This window comes from Devosia sp. A16, assembly GCF_001402915.1.
Lineage (GTDB): Bacteria > Pseudomonadota > Alphaproteobacteria > Rhizobiales > Devosiaceae > Devosia_A.
On sequence record NZ_CP012945.1, the window covers coordinates 1,900,749 to 1,917,767 of the forward strand.

The following is a 17,019-nucleotide window of genomic DNA, read 5'->3' on the forward strand; positions in this document are numbered from 1 at the left end:
GGCTTCGAACCGTCCCTGAAAGGGCAAATCGCTCCAGTGGAGCGATTTGAGGTGAGAAGGCCATGAGAGCTGCGCTCGAATGGCGGGCGGCGAGCGCGGAAACCGATGATCTAGAGAAAACTCTGCGGGTCGATGTCTACCTGCACCCTGAGGTTGCCGGTGGTCTTGGGCGCCTGCTCCAGCCAGAACCGCACATAGCCGCTGAGGTCGAAGTCCTTGCCCGACTGGGCCAGGAGCCGCACCCGGTGGCGGCCGCGGATCATCGAGATCGGCGCATCGGCCGGGCCGAACAGCTTCAGCCCCTCGGCCAGCGGCGCAACGCTGAGCAGTTGCCTGGCATAAGCGAAGGCCGGGTCGTGCTCGTTGGCCGAGACGATCAGCGCCGCCAGCCGTCCGAACGGCGGCAGCCCGCCGGCCTCGCGCGCCAGCAGTTCGTGCCTGTAGAATGCCTCGCGATCGCCTTTGACCATCGCCTTCATTACCGGATGATCGGGATGATAGGTCTGGAGGAACGCCTTGCCCGCCCGGTTGGCTCGCCCGGCGCGCCCGGTCACCTGGGTGAGGATCTGAAAGGTCCGCTCGGCAGCGCGCGGGTCGCCGCGGTCGAGCCCGAGATCGGCATCGAGCACCCCGACCAGCGTCAGCTTTTCGAAATGGTGGCCCTTGGCCACCAGCTGTGTGCCCACCACCAGGTCGTATTCGCCCCGCTCGATATCGGCGAACCGCTCCCTGAGCTGCTGGTTCGATCCCATGTCGGAGCTGAGGATCACCATGCGCGCGCCTGGAAAGCGCTCCGCCGCTTCTTCCGCCACCCGCTCGATGCCCGGCCCGATCGGGGTCAGCGAGTCCACTGCGCCGCACTCGGTGCAGGCCTTGGGCACCCGCTGCTCATGCCCGCAATGGTGGCACATCAACACGCCCCGAAACCGGTGCTCGACCAGCCAGGCCGAGCAATCCGGGCACTGGTACTGGTGGCCGCACGCCTTGCAGAGCGTCAGCGGCGCATAGCCCCGCCGATTGAGGAACAGCAGCGCCTGCTCGCCCCGATCGAGCGTCGCGAACACCTCGCGCGCCAGTCTGGGCGCGATCCACTGCCCTTTTTCGGGCGGCTCCTCGCGCATGTCAATCGGCGCAATATCGGGCATGCCGGCCTCGGCGAAGCGCGAGGTCAGCAGCACATGCTTGTAACGCCCCTGGTTGGCATTGTTGCGGCTCTCGACCGATGGCGTCGCCGAGCTCAGGATCACCCGCGCGTCGGCGAACCGCGCCCGCACCACCGCCATGTCGCGGGCGTGGTAATTCACCCCGTCATACTGCTTGAACGCCCCGTCATGCTCCTCGTCGAGCACCACCAGTCCCAGCTCGCGGAACGGCAGGAACAGGGCCGAACGCGCCCCCAGCACCACCCGGACGTCGCCGTTCAGCACCGAACGCCAGGTGCGCGCCCGCTGCGCCGGCGTCATGTCCGAATGCCATTCGGCGGGCCTCGTGCCGAAACGCTTCGAAAACCGCTCGACGAAGGTCGAGGTCAGCGCGATCTCGGGCAGCAGCACCAAGGCCTGCCGCCCGGCGCGCAGCGTGTCGGCGACGGCCTCGAAGAACACCTCGGTCTTGCCGCCCCCGGTCACCCCATCGAGCAGCGCCACCCCGAAGCCGCCGACCTCGATCTCGCGGAGCTGCTCGAGCGCCGCCGCCTGCTCCTCGCTGAGCGTCGGCGGCGCGGCGTCCGGATCGGGGGGCAGCGCGATCGGCGGCGGCGCCATCTCGACCCGCTCCAGCGCCCCGGCTTTTTCAAGCCCTTCGATCACCGATGCCGACACTCCGGCCTCGCCGATGATCGCCGACTTGGACCGGGCCTCGCCGTCGAGCAGCAGGTCGAGCACCTTTTCGCGCGACCGGGTGCGCTTGTCGGGCTCGACGCCGGTCGCGCGGAAGGCCGTGATCGGCCGCTCCGGTTCCAGCGCCTCGGTCGAGCGCAACACGCTGCGCAGCACCAGCCCCGGCGCGGCCAGCGTATATTTCGACACCCACTCCACCGTCTTCAGCAGCTCTTCCGACAGCGGCGGCGTGTCGAACACCCGCTCGATCTCTTTGAGCCGGTTATGGGCATAATTGTCCTTGGGCAGCCCCCACACCACCCCGAGCGTCAGCCGGCCGACCAGCGGCACGGCGACGATCGAGCCGCGCTGCACCTCCATGCCATAGGGCACGCGGTAGCTATACGGCCCGTCGACCGACACGCTCACCATCACCGCTACGATGTCGGGGGACCTTTCCATCTGTGCATGCTTTGTTCACGGCTGGATAGCAATTGCAAGAGGCTTTGCCAAACTCTTGGCCTGCTGCCGCGTTCTGTCAGCAGTCTCGGTTCAAGACATCCGTGCCCAAACCATGAGGAGCGTCCCATGCCCAGCACGATTCCCGAAGGCTATACCACCGTCACGCCGTGGATCATCTCCGCCGATACGCAGCAGCTCATCGATTTCGTCACCGCCGCCTTCGACGGCGTGGAACTGGGTCGCATGGCCAATGCCGATGGCAGCATCGGCCATGCCGAGATCCGCATCGGCGACGCCATCGTCATGGCCTTCGATGCGCCGCCCGGCGTTGCGCCCATGCCCGCCTTCATCCGGCTTTACGTGCCCGATGCGCGCAAGGGCTTCGCCCGGGCGCTCGAGGCCGGCGCCACCGAGGTCACCAAGCCGACCCTGCTCGCCTTCGGCGACCGCGTCGCCCGCGTGCGCGATCCGCTCGGCAACATCTGGTGGCTGCAGCAGCGGGTGGAGGAGGTCTCGAAAGCGCAGATGCAGCAGCGCTGGGGCGACCCAAGATGGTCGGAACCCATGACCTACGTGCAGAACACGCTGGCCGAGGCGCTGAAGCATTGATGCGCCTAAGCATTGGAATGTGAGCTGCTACGATGCAGCCCGCATCGTGGCTTTCCCCTCATCCGGCGCTACGCGCCACCTCCGGACGAGGGCTATGCCCTCGTCCCGTGACGACGGGGAGAAGAATCCGGAGAGCGCTGTGGTCACCACTGTTCCCCTCCCCGTCGGGGAGAGGGTGGATCGGCCGTAGGCCGAGACGGGTGAGGGGTGGTAGCTCACCGACCAACCGACTTGCCGCGCATCTCGGCCGCCGCAGGAGGACCCGGCCGAGAAGCGTCCTCACATCACCAGAATCGGCGACCCCGACGGCACGCGCTGGTAGAGGTCGATCACGTCCTGGTTGAGCAGCCGCACGCAGCCCGACGAGATCGCCTTGCCGATGGTGCGCTCGTCCGTCGCCCCGTGCAGGCGGTAGATGGTGTCCCGCCCGTCCTTGAAGATGTAGAGCGCCCGAGCGCCCAGCGGGTTCTCGAGGCTCGGCGCCATCCCGTGCCGATAGGGCTCGAGCTCGGGCTGCCGGTCGATCATCTCGCCCGGCGGCGTCCAGGTCGGCCATTCGCGCTTGTACTGGATCACGCCGCGCCCAGACCAGGTGAAGCCGTCGCGGCCGATGCCGACGCCATAGCGGATAGCCTTGCCGTTTTCCTGCACCAGGTAGAGGAAGCGGTGCGCGGTATCGACCACCACGGTGCCCGGCCGCTCGCCCGTCGGATCGTCCACCACCTGGCGCCAGAACTGCGGCTCGATCAGATCCATGCGCGCCGCCGGAATCGGGAAGCGTTCCTCCGGCCGCGCCGCATACATGGCGAGGACGTCGTCAGGGATGCGCTTGGTTTCGGTGTCGAGCCGGGGCGCGCCAGAGGTGGCGCAGCCGGCGAGGGCGAGGGCGGCAAAGCTCGCCGCCCCGGCGAGCAACGCCCGGCGGCCGATGATCAGGTCAGTCATTTCAAATGTCTCGATTGGCGGCAGGGATGGCCGCGTTGGGTCTTGATGGCGATGGCTTGGGGAGTCAGGCCAGCCGGGGCGGGGGCAGTTCCGCGAGCGGCGACCGGCCTTGCCGCATCGGCTGGTCGGCCAGGCCCCGGGCCCATTGCGCCACCGTGGCGCGTGGCTCTTCGACCACCCGCCGGCTCAGTTCCGGTTGCGGCGGCAGCACCCGCTTGCCGCCCTGCATTTCGCAAGGGTTCGGCAGATGCGCCGGTCCACCCTCGTGGCTGGCGCTCACCGTCGGCAGCCCGCTATTGGCGATGCACACCCCAGCCGCGAAGCTGGGGCTCAACAGCGCGAGCAGCGCGACGCCCAGCGTCAATATGGCAAGGAGCCGATGCATGCCGCCCGCATAGCCCGCGAAATAAGGCAGGCAAAGGGCCCCTCACGCCCGCGTGTTGGGTACCCGGGGGTTCGGCAGTTGGGTGGTGCTCGATTGCAACACCCTGACGTTTGCCGAATCCTAACCTGGTGATTGCACACTCCGCGCATGTCCCACGCCCTGCTCGCCGACGCCGGCCTTGCCGCCCATATCGCCAATTGGCAGCGCGATCTCGGCGCTGTCAGGCGCCTCGCGCCGCTGACGCTCGAAGCTTACCTGCGCGATCTCGGCCAGTTCGTCACGTTCCTTTCCGCTCACACCGGCGGCGAGGTCAGTCTCGCAACCTTGCGTCAACTCCGCGCCGCCGACATCCGGGCGTTTATCGCCGCCCGTCGCAGCGACAGTCTCGGCTCGCGCTCGCTGGCGCGGGCGCTCAGCGCCATCAAGAGTTTTTTCGGTTATCTCGAACGCGAGGGCATCCTCGCCAGCGAAGCGCTCAACACCGTGCGCACACCGAAGCAACAGCGCTCGCTGCCCAAGGCGCTGACCGTGCTCGAGGCGAAGGCCACCATCCGGACTACAGACGAACTCGAAGACATCCCGTGGGTTGCGGCCCGCGACATGGCCGTGATCTCGCTTTGCTACGGAGCCGGCCTGCGTATCTCGGAAGCCCTCGCCCTCAGCCGCGCCGATCTCGAGGCGAGCGCGCTGCGGGTCACCGGCAAGGGCGGAAAAACCCGCCTCGTCCCGCTGATCGCCCCGGTGCGCCAGGCCATCGACACCTATCTCGGCCTCACCCCGTTCCATCCCGGCCCCGACGAGCCGATCTTTCGCGGCGAGAAAGGCGGCCCGCTGTCGCCGCGCCTGATTCAGCTGCGCATGCAGCAGCTGCGCGGTGCCCTCGGCCTGCCGCCTTCGGCAACGCCGCACGCCCTGCGCCACAGCTTCGCCACGCACCTGCTCGGCAAGCGCGGCGATCTGCGCGCTATCCAGGAACTGCTGGGGCACGCATCGCTTTCGACCACCCAGATCTACACGGCGGTCGACACCGAGCGCCTGCTCGAGAGCTACCGGGCGGCGCATCCGAGGGCCTGACCGGGAACCACCGCTGCAGCTATTGTTGCCGTCGGGCTTCCAGCCGGCCGACGAAGGCAATATGAGCTACGGCCAATCATCATATGGTTCGGACCGGATCGCCGACATGCCCGTGAAAGTCGCCCACCAGCCCGGCGTGAGCCTTTATGCATCGCTGCTGCAGCAGCTCGGCGGCCGCATCCTGCGCGGCGACCTGCCGCCGGGCACCCAACTGGACAATGTCGAGGAGCTGAGCGCGGCCTACGGGGTCAGCCGGACGGTGATGCGCGAAGTGATCCGCGTCCTCTCGGACAAGGGCATGCTCGAGTCCCGCCCGCGTACCGGCACCCGGGTGCGGCCGCGCGGACACTGGAACTTCCTCGATCCCGATCTTCTGGCCTGGCGCTACGGCGCGACCACCGACCGCGCCGATACGCGCGCGCTGTTCGAACTGAGGCGGGCCATCGAGCCCGAGGCCGGAGCGCTTGCCGCCCGGCGCGCCACCTCCGAGCAGATCGCCGAGCTCGAGGGTTACTTCGCGCTGATGGAGCAATATGCCGATGACGGGCCGCGCTTCGCCGAGCCGGACCTCGCCTTCCATCAGCTCATCCTGCGCATGACCGGCAACGAGCTGATCGGCTCGCTGGCCGCACTGATGGCGGCGGCGCTGGCTATCAGCTTCCGCCTCTCCGATGCCAACCCGCTGGGCCAGCGGCCGTCGCTACCGCTGCACCGGCGGGTGATCGACTGCATCAGGAGTGGAGACGCCGAGGGCGCGCGGGAGGCCCTGCTCAAACTGCTCGATGACGCCGAACGCGACGTCGCCCGCGCCATTGGCGTGTCCCCGGCCGCCGGCTGAGCGCCGGCCGGCCCCGCTCCGCCGACACTCGACTGACATCACCGGACGCTATCGCGTGCGCGGCCGCGATAGCGTCCTGCGGTCGTCGGCGATATAATATGATTAATATTATTATTCGTCACCTGACTGTCATCCCACGCCCTTAGATGCGCTGGCGTAACACGTGCGGCGCCCCGGGGCGCACCGGGACCGATCGGCCTGACGCCGACGGCAGCCCCCGACGTCGCCGCACCCGAACCCGACAGCAATGAGCCCGACAATGCGTTCTCGTTTCCGCGGCGCCCTCCGCCACCCCTCCCGTCTTCGAACCCAGGCGGTGCTGGCCGCCCTGCTCGGCTCCAGCATGCTCGCCGGCCTCAGCGCCCCCGCCATGGCCGAGGAGCCGTGGATCATGGTGCAACGCACCTTCTTTCTCGATGCCGATCCGGCCCGCGGCCAGGGGGTGACCACCGATGGAACCAATTGGTACTTCTCCGGCACCCATTCGCTCGAGATCACCGACGAGACCTTCAGCACCATCCGGATCGATACCGACGCCATCCTGTCACAGGTGGGGCTGGCGAACGGCTATACCGACGTGACGCTGAACCATATCGGCGACATCGATTACGCCAACGGCAAGCTCTACATCTCGCTCGACTCGACGCAGCGCGATCCGATCACCGGCAACAAGTACTCCAACCCGGTCTTCGCGGTGTACGACGCCGCGACGCTGACCTGGACCGGCGAGGCCTACACGGTGAATCCGCCGAACGGCATCAAGGACATTGCCAGCTGGGTGGCGGTCGATGCGGAAGCCGGCCTTGCCTACGGCATGGCCTATGACAACGCCACCGAGCTCGCGGTCTACAACCTCGCCGATTTCAGCTTCAAGCAGTACATCCCGTTGTCGCAGGTGGTGGATCAGGCGCAGGGCGGCAAGCTCCTCAACGGCTACATGTACTTCGCCACCGACAACGACGAAAAGCTGCTGATGCGCGCCAACCTCGTCACCGGCGAGGTCGAGACGATCGGCAACCTGAAGATCGACGGCGAGCAGGAGGTGGAAGGCCTGTCGATCCGCTGGACCGGGGACGGCTGGTCGATGAACGTGCTCAATCGCGAGGAGAGCACACCGGGGAGCGGCGAGGAGGGCGTCGGCTTCTACAAGTATCTCCGTCCGACCGGTAATACGCTGTCAGGCGAAATCCATGCCGATATCGGCGGCGCGCTGCTGACGGACAGCCGGGTGCTGCGCGAGGCGACGCTGCGCCGCATGAACGACTTCACGGCCCCGAGCGACGGGCCGGTATTCTGGGGTGAGGCGCTGGCCTCGCGCGGTCGCACCGATGCGGCGGGCGACGCGGCGAGCTTCGAGCAGCGTTCGGCCGGCTTCATCGGCGGCGTCGAAAGCACGCTGGGCGATTGGTTGGTCGGCCTCTCCGCCGGCTATGGTCGCACGAGCTTCAGTGTCACCGATCGCGCCTCGAGCGCCACCAGCGACACTTACCAGTTCGGCGTCTATGCCGGCACGCACTTCGGCGATCTCGGCCTCAAGCTGGGCGCCGGCTTGGCGGCGCACGACATCGCGACCGAGCGCAGCGTCGTCTTCCCGGCCTTCAGCGAACGGCTGTCCGCCGAGTACGCCGCGCGCACCCTGCAAGCCTATGGCGAGCTCGACTATCGGTTCGACCTCGGCGCTGCGCTGCTGTCGCCCTTCGCCGGCCTCGCGCTCGTCTCCCACTCGACCGACGCCTTCGAGGAAACCGGCGGCACCAACGCGGCTCTGTCGGCCGGACGCTCGTCCGACCAGAACGCCTTCACCACGCTGGGCCTGCGGGTCACCGCGCCGCTCGACCTCGGCGAGGCAACGGGCAAGCTGCACGCCCAGGTCGGCTGGCAGCACGCGCTCGCCGACACGCAGACCGCGATCGAACTGGCGATTCCCACCGGCGCCTCGTTCGACAGCGTCGGTGTGCCGATCGCCAAGGACGCTCTGAGCCTCGAAGCCGGCCTCGACCTGGCCCTGAGCGCCGACGCCACGCTGACCGCCAGCTATTCCGGACAGCTTGCCGAGAGCGCCCAGAACCACAGCGTCAAGCTCGGTTTTGGCGTGAGGTTCTGAGCCCACGTCCGCCGCGATTTGATGGGGCGACCTCGTCAGGCCGCCTCTGGCGCTCAGGTGCTTGTTCCGGAACTCTCCAACCCACCGATTGTCATCCCGGCGGAAGCTGGGACCCAACTCTCCACTGGAGCGGGCTGCGAAATGGGTCCCAGCTTTCGCTGGGATGACACCGAGTTTCTGGGGCTGTCTGGTGGGCAAGCTCGTCGATGGGCGCTGCATCAGAACAGGGAGCCCCCACCGAACGCACCGTTCACGCAAACACCTACTTTACAGCCATACCGGCGAAGCGTACCTATCCCGCCATGACCGTTTGCATCCTAATTATTGGCAAAATTCGCCTTATCCCCTCCGGGGACCGGGACGCGACGGCTGTTTGACCCGCATGTTGCTCACCGGCCCCGCCATCAGGCGCGGGTGATCCGGTGATCTGATGGCAGGGCCAGAACTGGACCCGCCAAATGTCTTCCGAGACTGCGCCTTCCCCGTCCCTCTCCCGCCCGGGCTTGCGGCAATTCGCCTGGGCCGGCATCGTGCTGGCGCTCGCCGGCGCCGCCTTCTTCGCCACCAAGGGCATCGTCATCAAGCTGGCTTTGCTCGAGGGCATCGACTCGGTGACGACGCTCACCTGGCGGATGATCGTCGCGGTACCGATATTCCTGACCGTCGGCATCCTCGGCTACCGCAAGAAGCTGGCGACGCAGCCGGCGGGCGCGCCCCCGGTGCTCACCTGGCCGGTCCTGGCGCAGACCCTCGGCGTCGGCGTCATCGGCTATTATGTAGCGAGCTATCTCGACTTCTCGGCGCTCGAATATATCAGCGCGCAGTTCGACCGGCTGATCCTGCTCACCTATCCGTTCTTCGTCGTCTTGTTCGGCGCCATCTTCTTCAAGCGTCGGATCACCCTGCCGATGGTTGTGGCGCTCGTCGTCTCCTATCTCGGCATCGGCGTGATCTTCTGGCATGACCTGAGGATCGAGGGCGACAACGTGCTGCTCGGCGCGGCCCTGGTGTTCGGCTCTGCCATCGCCTACGCCGCCTACCAGATCATGGCCAAGCCGCTGATCGACAAGCTCGGCCCGCAGCTCTTCACCTCCATCGCGATGAGCGGCGCCGGGCCCGCGGTGATTGTGCATTTCCTCTTCACCCACCCGGTGGGCGACCTGGCGGTGAGCGGCAATGGCTTCCTCTTGATGCTGGCCATCGGCACCGTCTCGACCGTGCTCCCCGCCTACTGCATCTCCGGCGCCATCGCCCTGATCGGCCCCGAGCGCACTGCCATCATCGGCAACGTCTCGCCGGTGGTGACCGTGGGGCTCGCCATCTCCATCCTCGGCGAAGCCTTCACCCCTTACCACGCGATCGGCACGGCGCTGGTGCTGGGCGGAGTGTTCCTGTTCACGCGGAAGGAAAAGCCCAAGGTGAAAGTACTCGAGGAAAGCACGGCCTGAGCGTTCTCCCGCCAATCCCAAAAACAAAGGGGCCCGCCGCAGCGAGCCCCTGAACTTTTGCGCTGGCCGGTGGATCAGAGATCCAGCACCAGCCGCTCGGGCGCCTCGAGGCTTTCCTTGACGCGGACGAGGAAGGTCACCGCCTCCTTGCCGTCGACGATGCGATGATCGTAGCTCAACGCCAGGTACATCATCGGGCGAATGACGATCTCGCCGCCGACGACCACCGGCCGCTCCTGGATCTTGTGCATGCCGAGAATACCGGACTGCGGGGCATTGAGGATCGGCGTCGACATCAGCGAGCCGTAGACGCCGCCATTCGAAATGGTGAAGGTGCCGCCCTGCATGTCGGCCATCGAGAGCTGACCGTCGCGCGCCAGCTTGCCCAGCCGGGCAATGTCCTTCTCGATGCCGGCGATCGACAGCTGGTCGGCGTCGCGCACCACGGGCACCACGAGGCCCTTGTCGGTGCCGACGGCCACGCCGATATGGGCGTAGTTCTTGTACACCAGGTCGTCGCCGTCGATCTCGGCATTGACCGCCGGGATCTCCTTGAGCGCGTGCGTCACCGCCTTGGTGAAGAAGCCCATGAAACCGAGCTTCACGCCGTGCTTCTTCTCGAACAGTTCCTTGTAAGAATTGCGCAGGTCCATCACCGGCTTCATGTCCACCTCGTTGAAGGTGGTGAGCATGGCGGCTGTATTCTGCGCTTCCTTGAGGCGCCGCGCGATGGTCTGGCGCAGCCGGGTCATCTTCACCCGCTCCTCGCGCCCGTCGTCACTGGCATTCACCGGACCGCGCGGCTGCGCCGGGACCGGCGCCGGAGCCGGCTCGGCAGCCTTGGGGGCAGGAGCCGGAGCAGGCGCTGCAACCGGGGCCGGAGCCGGCTTCGGCGCGGCAGCCGGAGCAGCTGCGGCAACGCTCGCAACCGGAGCGGCAGCGGGCTTGGTCGCGGCGGCCAGCACGTCTTCCTTGAGAATCTGGCCGCGACGACCCGAGCCACTGATATCGGCGTCGGTCAGGCCGGCTTCCGCCATCAGCTTCTGGGCGCTCGGCGCCGGCGGCACCGCGACCCCATTGCCGTTGGCCGGCTTCGTCGCCGGCTCGGCGGCGACTGCCGCCGGCTGCGGGATTTCAACCGGCTTGGCGGCACCGGCCGGGGCGGCGGCAGCGACTGACGACCCGGCTGCAGCGATCGCCCCGATCAGCGCTCCGACATTGACCGTATCGCCCGGATTGGCGGTAATGGTCTCGAGCACGCCCGCCGCCGGGGCCGGCACCTCGATGGTCACCTTGTCGGTCTCGAGCTCCACCACCGGCTCATCGGCGGCGACGGCATCGCCCACCTTCTTGAACCACTGGCCGATCGTCGCCTCGGTGACGCTCTCGCCCAGCGTGGGCACCCGGATGTCAGTCGCCATCAGTTTGGTCCTTCAGTTTTCTTGCCACTTTAGGCGATGCTACTACTTGGCGAACGCTTCTTCGAGGAAGGCCTGCAGCTGCTGCAGGTGCGTGCGCATCAGGCCGGTCGCCGTCGCTGCGGAGGCGGCGCGGCCGACATACTGCGGCCGGTCGCCCGGACGCCCCATCTGGTCCATCACCCAGTCGATATAGGGCTGCACGAACGCCCAGGCACCCATGTTCTTGGGCTCTTCCTGGCACCAGACGATCTCGGCGTTCTTGAACCGGTTGAGTTCGTCGAGCAAAGCCTTGGCCGGGAACGGATAGAGCTGCTCCAGCCGCAGCAGGTAGACGTCGTTGATGCCGCGCTTCTCGCGATCCTCGAGCAGGTCGTAATAGACCTTGCCGGTGCAGAGGATCACGCGGCGGATCTCTTCGTCGGGCGCCAGCTTGATCGTCGTCTTGGGCACGCCCGGCGCTTCCGCATCGTCCCACAACAGGCGATGGAACGTCGATTCCGGCCCGAACTCGACCAGTCCCGACACTGCCTTCTTGTGACGCAACAGCGACTTGGGCGTCATCAGCACCAAGGGCTTGCGGAAGTCGCGCTTCATCTGCCGGCGCAGGATGTGGAAATAGTTGGCCGGCGTCGTGCAGTTGGCCACCTGCATGTTGTCCTCGGCGCAGCTCTGCAGATAGCGCTCCAGACGGGCCGACGAATGCTCCGGCCCCTGGCCTTCATAGCCGTGCGGCAACAGCATCACGAGCCCCGACATGCGGAACCACTTGCGTTCGCCCGAAGAGATGAACTGGTCGACCACCACCTGCGCGCCGTTGGCGAAATCGCCGAACTGCGCTTCCCACAGGGTCAGCGTGTTCGGCTCGGCCAGCGAATAGCCATACTCGAAGCCCAGCACCGCTTCTTCCGAGAGCATCGAGTTGATGACCTCGTAGCGCGCCTGCTTTTCGGCGATGTTGTTGAGCGGCGTATAGGTCTCGCCGTCGCGTTCCTGGTCGTTCAGCACCGAGTGGCGCTGGCTGAAGGTGCCGCGCTCGACGTCCTGGCCCGACAGGCGGACCGGATGGCCCTCTTCCAGCAGCGTCGCGAAGGCCAGCGCTTCACCGGTGGCCCAGTCGATGCCTTCGCCCGACTCGATCGCGGCGAGCCGGTTGTCCATGAAGCGCTTGACCGTCTTGTGGGCGTTGAACCCGGCCGGCACCGCCGTCAGCCGCTCGCCCAGCTTGACCAGGTCGGCAAGCTCGACGCCGGTGTCGCCGCGGCGCGCCCCCTCGACATCGGCGCGCTTCAGGTCCTTCCACACGCCGTCGAGCCAGTCGGTCTTGTTGGGGCGGAAATCCTGGCCGGCCTCGAACTCGCGCTCGAGATGCGCCCGCCAGTCGGCCTTCATCCTGTCGACTTCATCCGCCGTCACCAGGCCCTCGCCGACGAGGCGCTTGGAATAGATATCCAGCGTCGTCTCGTGGCTACGGATCTTGGAATACATCAAAGGCTGGGTGAAGCTCGGCTCGTCGCCTTCGTTATGGCCGAAGCGGCGATAGCAGAAGATGTCGATCACCACCGGACGACCGAAGCGCTGCCGGAACTCGGTCGCGACCTTCGCGACATAGACCACTGCTTCCGGATCGTCGCCGTTCACGTGGAACACCGGCGCCTCGATCATCTTGGCGACGTCGGTCGGATAGGGCGAGGAGCGTGAATACATCGGCGCCGTGGTGAAGCCGATCTGGTTGTTGATCACCACGTGGATCGACCCGCCGGTACGGTGCCCCTTGAGACCACTGAGCCCGAGGCATTCGGCGATCACGCCCTGGCCGGCAAACGCCGCATCGCCATGCAGCAGCAGCGGCAGCACCACCGAGCGATCGGTCTGGCGCGTATCGGCGAGGAAGCGCCCATCGACCGCCGAACGCTGGTCCTGCTTGGCGCGCGCCTTGCCCAGCACCACCGGATCGACGATCTCGAGATGCGACGGATTGGCGGTGAGGCTCAGGTGCACGTTGTTGCCGTCGAACTCACGGTCGGCCGAAGCACCCAGGTGGTACTTCACGTCGCCCGAGCCTTCGACTTCCTCGGGGTAGAACGCCCCACCCTTGAACTCATGGAACAGCGCCCGGTGCGGCTTGGCCAGCACCTGGGTCAGGACGTTCAGCCGGCCGCGATGCGCCATGCCGAGCACGATATCCTTCACGCCGAGCGAACCGCCGCGCTTGATGATCTGCTCGAGGGCCGGGATCAGTGCTTCCGAGCCATCGAGACCGAACCGCTTGGTGCCGGTGAACTTGACGTCGAGGAACTTCTCGAAACCTTCCGCTTCGACAAGCTTGTTGAGGATCGCCTTCTTGCCCTCGGGCGTGAACTTGATCTCCTTGTCCGGCCCTTCCATGCGCTCCTGGATCCACTGCTTGGCTTCGGGATCGGAGATGTGCATGAACTCGACACCGACGGTCGAGCAATAGGTCCGCTGGAGAATCTCCAGCATCTGGGGAACCGTCGCGTACTCGAGCCCCAGATAGTTATCGATGAAGATCTTGCGGCCGTAATCGGCTTCGGTGAAGCCGTAGGCCGAGGGCTCGAGCTCGGGCGCCGGCTCTTCGGCCCGCATCTTCAACGGGTCGAGATCGGCATGCAGGTGCCCGCGCATGCGGTAGGCGCGGATCATCATGATGGCATGGATCGAGTCGCGCGTCGCCTGCAGCACGTCGATGGCGGTCGGTGCCGGCGCCTGTTCGGCCTTGGCCTTCTCGACCACCGCCTTCTGCACCTTGACCTGGATCTCGCCCCAGTTGCCGTCGAGCGCCGACACCAGTTCGCCATTGGCCGACTGCGGCCAATCCTGGCGCTGCCAGCTCGGGCCCTCGGCATTCTTGTCGATGTCGGCGGGAGCATCCTCGAGCCGATCGAAATACGACGCCCAGGTCGGATCGATCGAGGCCGGATCGGCCTTGTAGCGGGCATAGAGCCCTTCGATGTAGTCGGCGTTGCCGCCATAGAGGAAAGAAGAAAGCAAGAACTGTTCGTTCTTTTCTTGTCGGGTCATGTCCAGCGTCGCGAGGCGTGCACCCCGCCATCCTTCTCAAACGCCCGGGATTTCTCTCGACCGGGCCCTGTGTCGTTGCGGGCCAACCTGCCCGCAACTTCTTTGTTTGACGTTAAGGCGCGGGAAACCACCCGCGCCCCGCCATCTGCTTCCGCCCTCGCCTCAGCCTTTTAGTACGTCGGCCAGGGTTTGGCCAATCCTCGCAGGCGACTGCGACACCTTTATGCCCGCCCGTTCCATCGCCGCGATCTTGTCCTCGGCGCCGCCCTTGCCGCCCGAGATCACGGCGCCGGCATGGCCCATGGTCCGGCCGGCGGGAGCCGTGCGCCCGGCGATGAAGCCGGCCATCGGCTTCTTGCGGCCCTTCCTGGCTTCGTCGATCAGGAACTGCGCGGCGTCTTCCTCGGCCGAGCCGCCGATTTCGCCGATCATGATGATGGATTTGGTGGCTTCGTCGGCGAGGAACATCTCGAGCATATCGATGAACTCGGTGCCCTTGACCGGATCGCCGCCGATGCCGACCGCAGTGGTCTGGCCGAGCCCGGCATTGGTGGTCTGGAACACCGCTTCATAAGTAAGCGTGCCCGAGCGGGAAACAATGCCCACCGATCCCTTGGAAAAGATCGAGCCGGGCATGATGCCGATCTTGCACTCCTCCGGCGTCAGGACGCCCGGGCAGTTGGGGCCGAGCAGCCGCGACTTCGATTTGTCGAGCCGCGCCTTGACCCGCACCATGTCGAGCACCGGAATGCCCTCGGTGATGCAGACGATCAGCGGGATTTCCGCGTCGATCGCCTCGATGATGGCGTCAGCGGCGCCAGGCGGCGGCACATAGACCACCGAGGCGGTGGCGCCGGTGCGCTCCTTGCCCTCGGCGACCGAGGCGAACACCGGCAGCGTGGCCGAAGCATCGAGCCCCGAGGTCCACACCTCTCCGGCCTTCTTGGGGTTCACGCCGCCCACCATCTTGGTGCCGTAATAGGCCAGCGCCTGTTCGGTATGGAACGTGCCCGTCTTGCCGGTCAGCCCCTGCACCAGGACGCGAGTGTCTTTGTTGACGAGAATCGACATTGCTTCTTCCTGGCTCAGCGGGTCTTTACGGCAGCGACGATCTTCTGCGCCGCGTCGTCGAGGTCGTCGGCCGAGATCACGTCGAGGCCGGATGAGTTGAGGATGGCCTTGCCTTCCTTGACGTTGGTGCCTTCGAGGCGCACCACCAGCGGCACCTTGAGGCCGACTTCCTTCACTGCCGCGATCACGCCTTCGGCGATGATGTCGCAACGCATGATGCCGCCGAAGATGTTGACCAGGATGCCCTTCACCGCCGGATCGGCGGTGATGATCTTGAACGCCGCCGTCACCTTCTCCTTGCTGGCGCCGCCGCCCACATCGAGGAAGTTGGCCGGCTCGGCGCCGTAGAGCTTGATGATGTCCATGGTCGCCATGGCGAGGCCGGCGCCGTTGACCATGCAGCCGATATTGCCGTCGAGCGCCACATAGGCGAGGTCGAACTTCGACGCCTCGATCTCCTTGGCGTCCTCTTCGGTGAGGTCGCGGAGCTCGGCCAGTTCCGGATGCCGGAAGGCTGCATTGTTGTCGAAGCTCACCTTGGCGTCGAGCACCCGGATATGGCCGTTGGCCATGACGATCAGCGGGTTCACTTCGAGGAGCGACATGTCCTTTTCGACGAACGCCTTGTAGAGCGCCGGGAACACCGACTTGGCATCTTCGGCGGCCGCGCCGTCGAGCTTGAGCGCCGCGACGATCTCCGCCACGTCCCTGGCCGTGACGCCCACGGTCGGGTCGATATCGACGGTGACGATCTTTTCCGGCGTGTCGTGCGCCACCGCCTCGATGTCCATGCCGCCTTCGGTCGAAACCACGAACGACACCCGGCCGGTGGAACGGTCGACCAGGAGCGAGCAATAGAGCTCTCGCGCGATGTCGGCACCGTCCTCGATGTAGAGCCGGTTGACCTGCTTGCCGGCCGGGCCGGTCTGCTTGGTGACCAGCGTGTTGCCCAGCATTTCCTTGGCATTGGCGGCGACTTCCGCCGCCGACTTGGCGAGCCGCACACCGCCCTTGGCGTCGGCAGGCAGTTCCTTGAACTTGCCCTTGCCGCGGCCGCCGGCATGGATCTGCGATTTCACCACATAGAGCGGGCCGGGCAGTTCGAGCGCCGCGGCTTCCGCCTCGTGGGGCGTGAAGATCGCCACTCCGTCGGCCACCGGCAACCCGTAGGTCTTCAGCAGCGCCTTGGCCTGGTGTTCATGGATGTTCATGCTGCTCCTTCGCCTCGGTCCGAGGCCTACGAATTTGTTCCAGAAAAGCCGGCAACCAGTTCGCTTGCGCCGGGCGCGATCACCACGCGATCGGCAGTGCAGTCGAACAGCGGCGCCATGGCACCGATGCCGCGGGCCACGCCATTGGCCTGTTCGAGCGCTGCATCGACGACGCCGACCACGCAGCCGGGTTCGTTCTTCGAGCCGACGCGCGAGATCACCAAGGCCTGCGCCTCGCGGCCATCGACGCTGATCAGGTAGCGGATGATCGCCGCCTCGGCGGCGCCATCAGCATTGGTCAGCCACTCGACGGTGTCGCCGATGTTGTTGAAAGCCGAGAAGGTCTCAAAGCTGTCGTTCTTGACGCCGAAATCGACGTCGAGCCGCGCATCGCCTTCCGAAACGAAGACGTCGAGCCCGGCGTGACCGGGGCAGCGGAGATCGGCTCCGCCGTCCTCATAGGTCTTGAGCACCGTGCAGTCGGCATCGACGATCTTGCTGTAGACACTCGCAGCCTGGGCGCCGCCGCTGGAGGCGGCGACGGCTGCGAGGATGAGCAGGGCCGATGCGGTGCGCATGGTAGCCTTTCGGTCGG

General features: G+C 66.4%; 13 protein-coding genes. 5 read left to right on the forward strand and 8 right to left on the reverse strand.

Translation table 11 applies throughout. The features are described 5' to 3' along the window. Positions 1 to 110: 110 nt before the first annotated feature. Positions 111 to 2,279 carry a primosomal protein N' gene (locus tag APS40_RS09245; protein WP_055046772.1) on the reverse strand — a complete coding sequence of 723 codons (2,169 nt, stop codon included), beginning with the start codon at positions 2,277 to 2,279 and terminating at the stop codon, positions 111 to 113. Between the two features lie 126 nt (positions 2,280 to 2,405). Between APS40_RS09245 and APS40_RS09250 the strand changes: the two genes are divergently transcribed. Continuing rightward, the gene (locus APS40_RS09250) at positions 2,406 to 2,888 is read left to right on the forward strand and encodes a VOC family protein (protein WP_055046773.1); all 483 of its coding nucleotides are present in this window, start codon (positions 2,406 to 2,408) and stop codon (positions 2,886 to 2,888) included. A 279-nt stretch (positions 2,889 to 3,167) separates the two neighbouring features. On the opposite strand, the gene APS40_RS09255 is transcribed toward APS40_RS09250, so the two are convergent. Then, complete coding sequence (locus tag APS40_RS09255; RefSeq protein ID WP_055046774.1) at positions 3,168 to 3,833, reverse strand: L,D-transpeptidase; 666 nt, start codon at positions 3,831 to 3,833, stop codon at positions 3,168 to 3,170. A gap of 64 nt (positions 3,834 to 3,897) precedes the next feature. Then, entirely contained in the window at positions 3,898 to 4,218 is a 321-nt protein-coding gene (locus APS40_RS09260; RefSeq protein WP_055046775.1) for a hypothetical protein, read from the reverse strand. 147 nt (positions 4,219 to 4,365) lie between these two features. Between APS40_RS09260 and APS40_RS09265 the strand changes: the two genes are divergently transcribed. The 4 genes from APS40_RS09265 (at position 4,366) to APS40_RS09280 (ending at position 9,682) form a co-directional block, all read left to right on the forward strand. Continuing rightward, positions 4,366 to 5,292: a tyrosine recombinase XerC gene (locus tag APS40_RS09265; protein WP_082434296.1), complete on the forward strand. Its 927-nt coding sequence runs from the start codon at positions 4,366 to 4,368 to the stop codon at positions 5,290 to 5,292. Positions 5,293 to 5,317: 25 nt separating this feature from the next. Then, positions 5,318 to 6,130 carry a FadR/GntR family transcriptional regulator gene (locus APS40_RS09270; protein ID WP_236884228.1) on the forward strand — a complete coding sequence of 271 codons (813 nt, stop codon included), beginning with the start codon at positions 5,318 to 5,320 and terminating at the stop codon, positions 6,128 to 6,130. 259 nt (positions 6,131 to 6,389) lie between these two features. Beyond that, positions 6,390 to 8,234: an autotransporter outer membrane beta-barrel domain-containing protein gene (locus tag APS40_RS09275; protein ID WP_197279471.1), complete on the forward strand. Its 1,845-nt coding sequence runs from the start codon at positions 6,390 to 6,392 to the stop codon at positions 8,232 to 8,234. Positions 8,235 to 8,692: 458 nt separating this feature from the next. Then, the gene (locus APS40_RS09280; protein WP_082434298.1) at positions 8,693 to 9,682 is read left to right on the forward strand and encodes a DMT family transporter; all 990 of its coding nucleotides are present in this window, start codon (positions 8,693 to 8,695) and stop codon (positions 9,680 to 9,682) included. A 74-nt stretch (positions 9,683 to 9,756) separates the two neighbouring features. On the opposite strand, the gene odhB is transcribed toward APS40_RS09280, so the two are convergent. The 5 genes from odhB to APS40_RS09305 all read right to left on the reverse strand — a co-directional run bounded on the left by odhB (position 9,757) and on the right by APS40_RS09305 (position 17,002). Then, a complete protein-coding gene (gene odhB, locus APS40_RS09285; RefSeq protein WP_055046778.1) occupies positions 9,757 to 11,103 on the reverse strand; it encodes a 2-oxoglutarate dehydrogenase complex dihydrolipoyllysine-residue succinyltransferase in 1,347 nt (448 codons plus the stop codon). Between the two features lie 42 nt (positions 11,104 to 11,145). Further along, positions 11,146 to 14,142: a 2-oxoglutarate dehydrogenase E1 component gene (locus tag APS40_RS09290; RefSeq protein ID WP_055046779.1), complete on the reverse strand. Its 2,997-nt coding sequence runs from the start codon at positions 14,140 to 14,142 to the stop codon at positions 11,146 to 11,148. Positions 14,143 to 14,304: 162 nt separating this feature from the next. Further along, positions 14,305 to 15,213, reverse strand: coding sequence for a succinate--CoA ligase subunit alpha (gene sucD / locus APS40_RS09295; RefSeq protein WP_055046780.1), 909 nt, complete (start codon positions 15,211 to 15,213; stop codon positions 14,305 to 14,307). 14 nt (positions 15,214 to 15,227) lie between these two features. Beyond that, positions 15,228 to 16,424: an ADP-forming succinate--CoA ligase subunit beta gene (sucC, locus tag APS40_RS09300; RefSeq protein ID WP_055046781.1), complete on the reverse strand. Its 1,197-nt coding sequence runs from the start codon at positions 16,422 to 16,424 to the stop codon at positions 15,228 to 15,230. A gap of 26 nt (positions 16,425 to 16,450) precedes the next feature. Further along, positions 16,451 to 17,002, reverse strand: a complete 552-nt coding sequence (locus APS40_RS09305; protein WP_055046782.1) for a hypothetical protein — start codon at positions 17,000 to 17,002, stop codon at positions 16,451 to 16,453. Between the last annotated feature and the right edge of the window lie 17 nt (positions 17,003 to 17,019).

What these genes read in the sequence shown, in the direction of transcription:
- APS40_RS09245 (WP_055046772.1), bottom strand. Translation starts at nt 2,279, where the DNA reads ATGGAAAGGTCCCCCGACATCGTAGCGGTGATGGTGAGCGTGTCGGTC.
- APS40_RS09250 (WP_055046773.1), top strand. Translation starts at nt 2,406, where the DNA reads ATGCCCAGCACGATTCCCGAAGGCTATACCACCGTCACGCCGTGGATC.
- APS40_RS09255 (WP_055046774.1), bottom strand. Translation starts at nt 3,833, where the DNA reads ATGACTGACCTGATCATCGGCCGCCGGGCGTTGCTCGCCGGGGCGGCG.
- APS40_RS09260 (WP_055046775.1), bottom strand. Translation starts at nt 4,218, where the DNA reads ATGCATCGGCTCCTTGCCATATTGACGCTGGGCGTCGCGCTGCTCGCG.
- APS40_RS09265 (WP_082434296.1), top strand. Translation starts at nt 4,366, where the DNA reads ATGTCCCACGCCCTGCTCGCCGACGCCGGCCTTGCCGCCCATATCGCC.
- APS40_RS09275 (WP_197279471.1), top strand. Translation starts at nt 6,390, where the DNA reads ATGCGTTCTCGTTTCCGCGGCGCCCTCCGCCACCCCTCCCGTCTTCGA.
- APS40_RS09280 (WP_082434298.1), top strand. Translation starts at nt 8,693, where the DNA reads ATGTCTTCCGAGACTGCGCCTTCCCCGTCCCTCTCCCGCCCGGGCTTG.
- odhB (WP_055046778.1), bottom strand. Translation starts at nt 11,103, where the DNA reads ATGGCGACTGACATCCGGGTGCCCACGCTGGGCGAGAGCGTCACCGAG.
- APS40_RS09290 (WP_055046779.1), bottom strand. Translation starts at nt 14,142, where the DNA reads ATGACCCGACAAGAAAAGAACGAACAGTTCTTGCTTTCTTCTTTCCTC.
- sucD (WP_055046780.1), bottom strand. Translation starts at nt 15,213, where the DNA reads ATGTCGATTCTCGTCAACAAAGACACTCGCGTCCTGGTGCAGGGGCTG.
- sucC (WP_055046781.1), bottom strand. Translation starts at nt 16,424, where the DNA reads ATGAACATCCATGAACACCAGGCCAAGGCGCTGCTGAAGACCTACGGG.
- APS40_RS09305 (WP_055046782.1), bottom strand. Translation starts at nt 17,002, where the DNA reads ATGCGCACCGCATCGGCCCTGCTCATCCTCGCAGCCGTCGCCGCCTCC.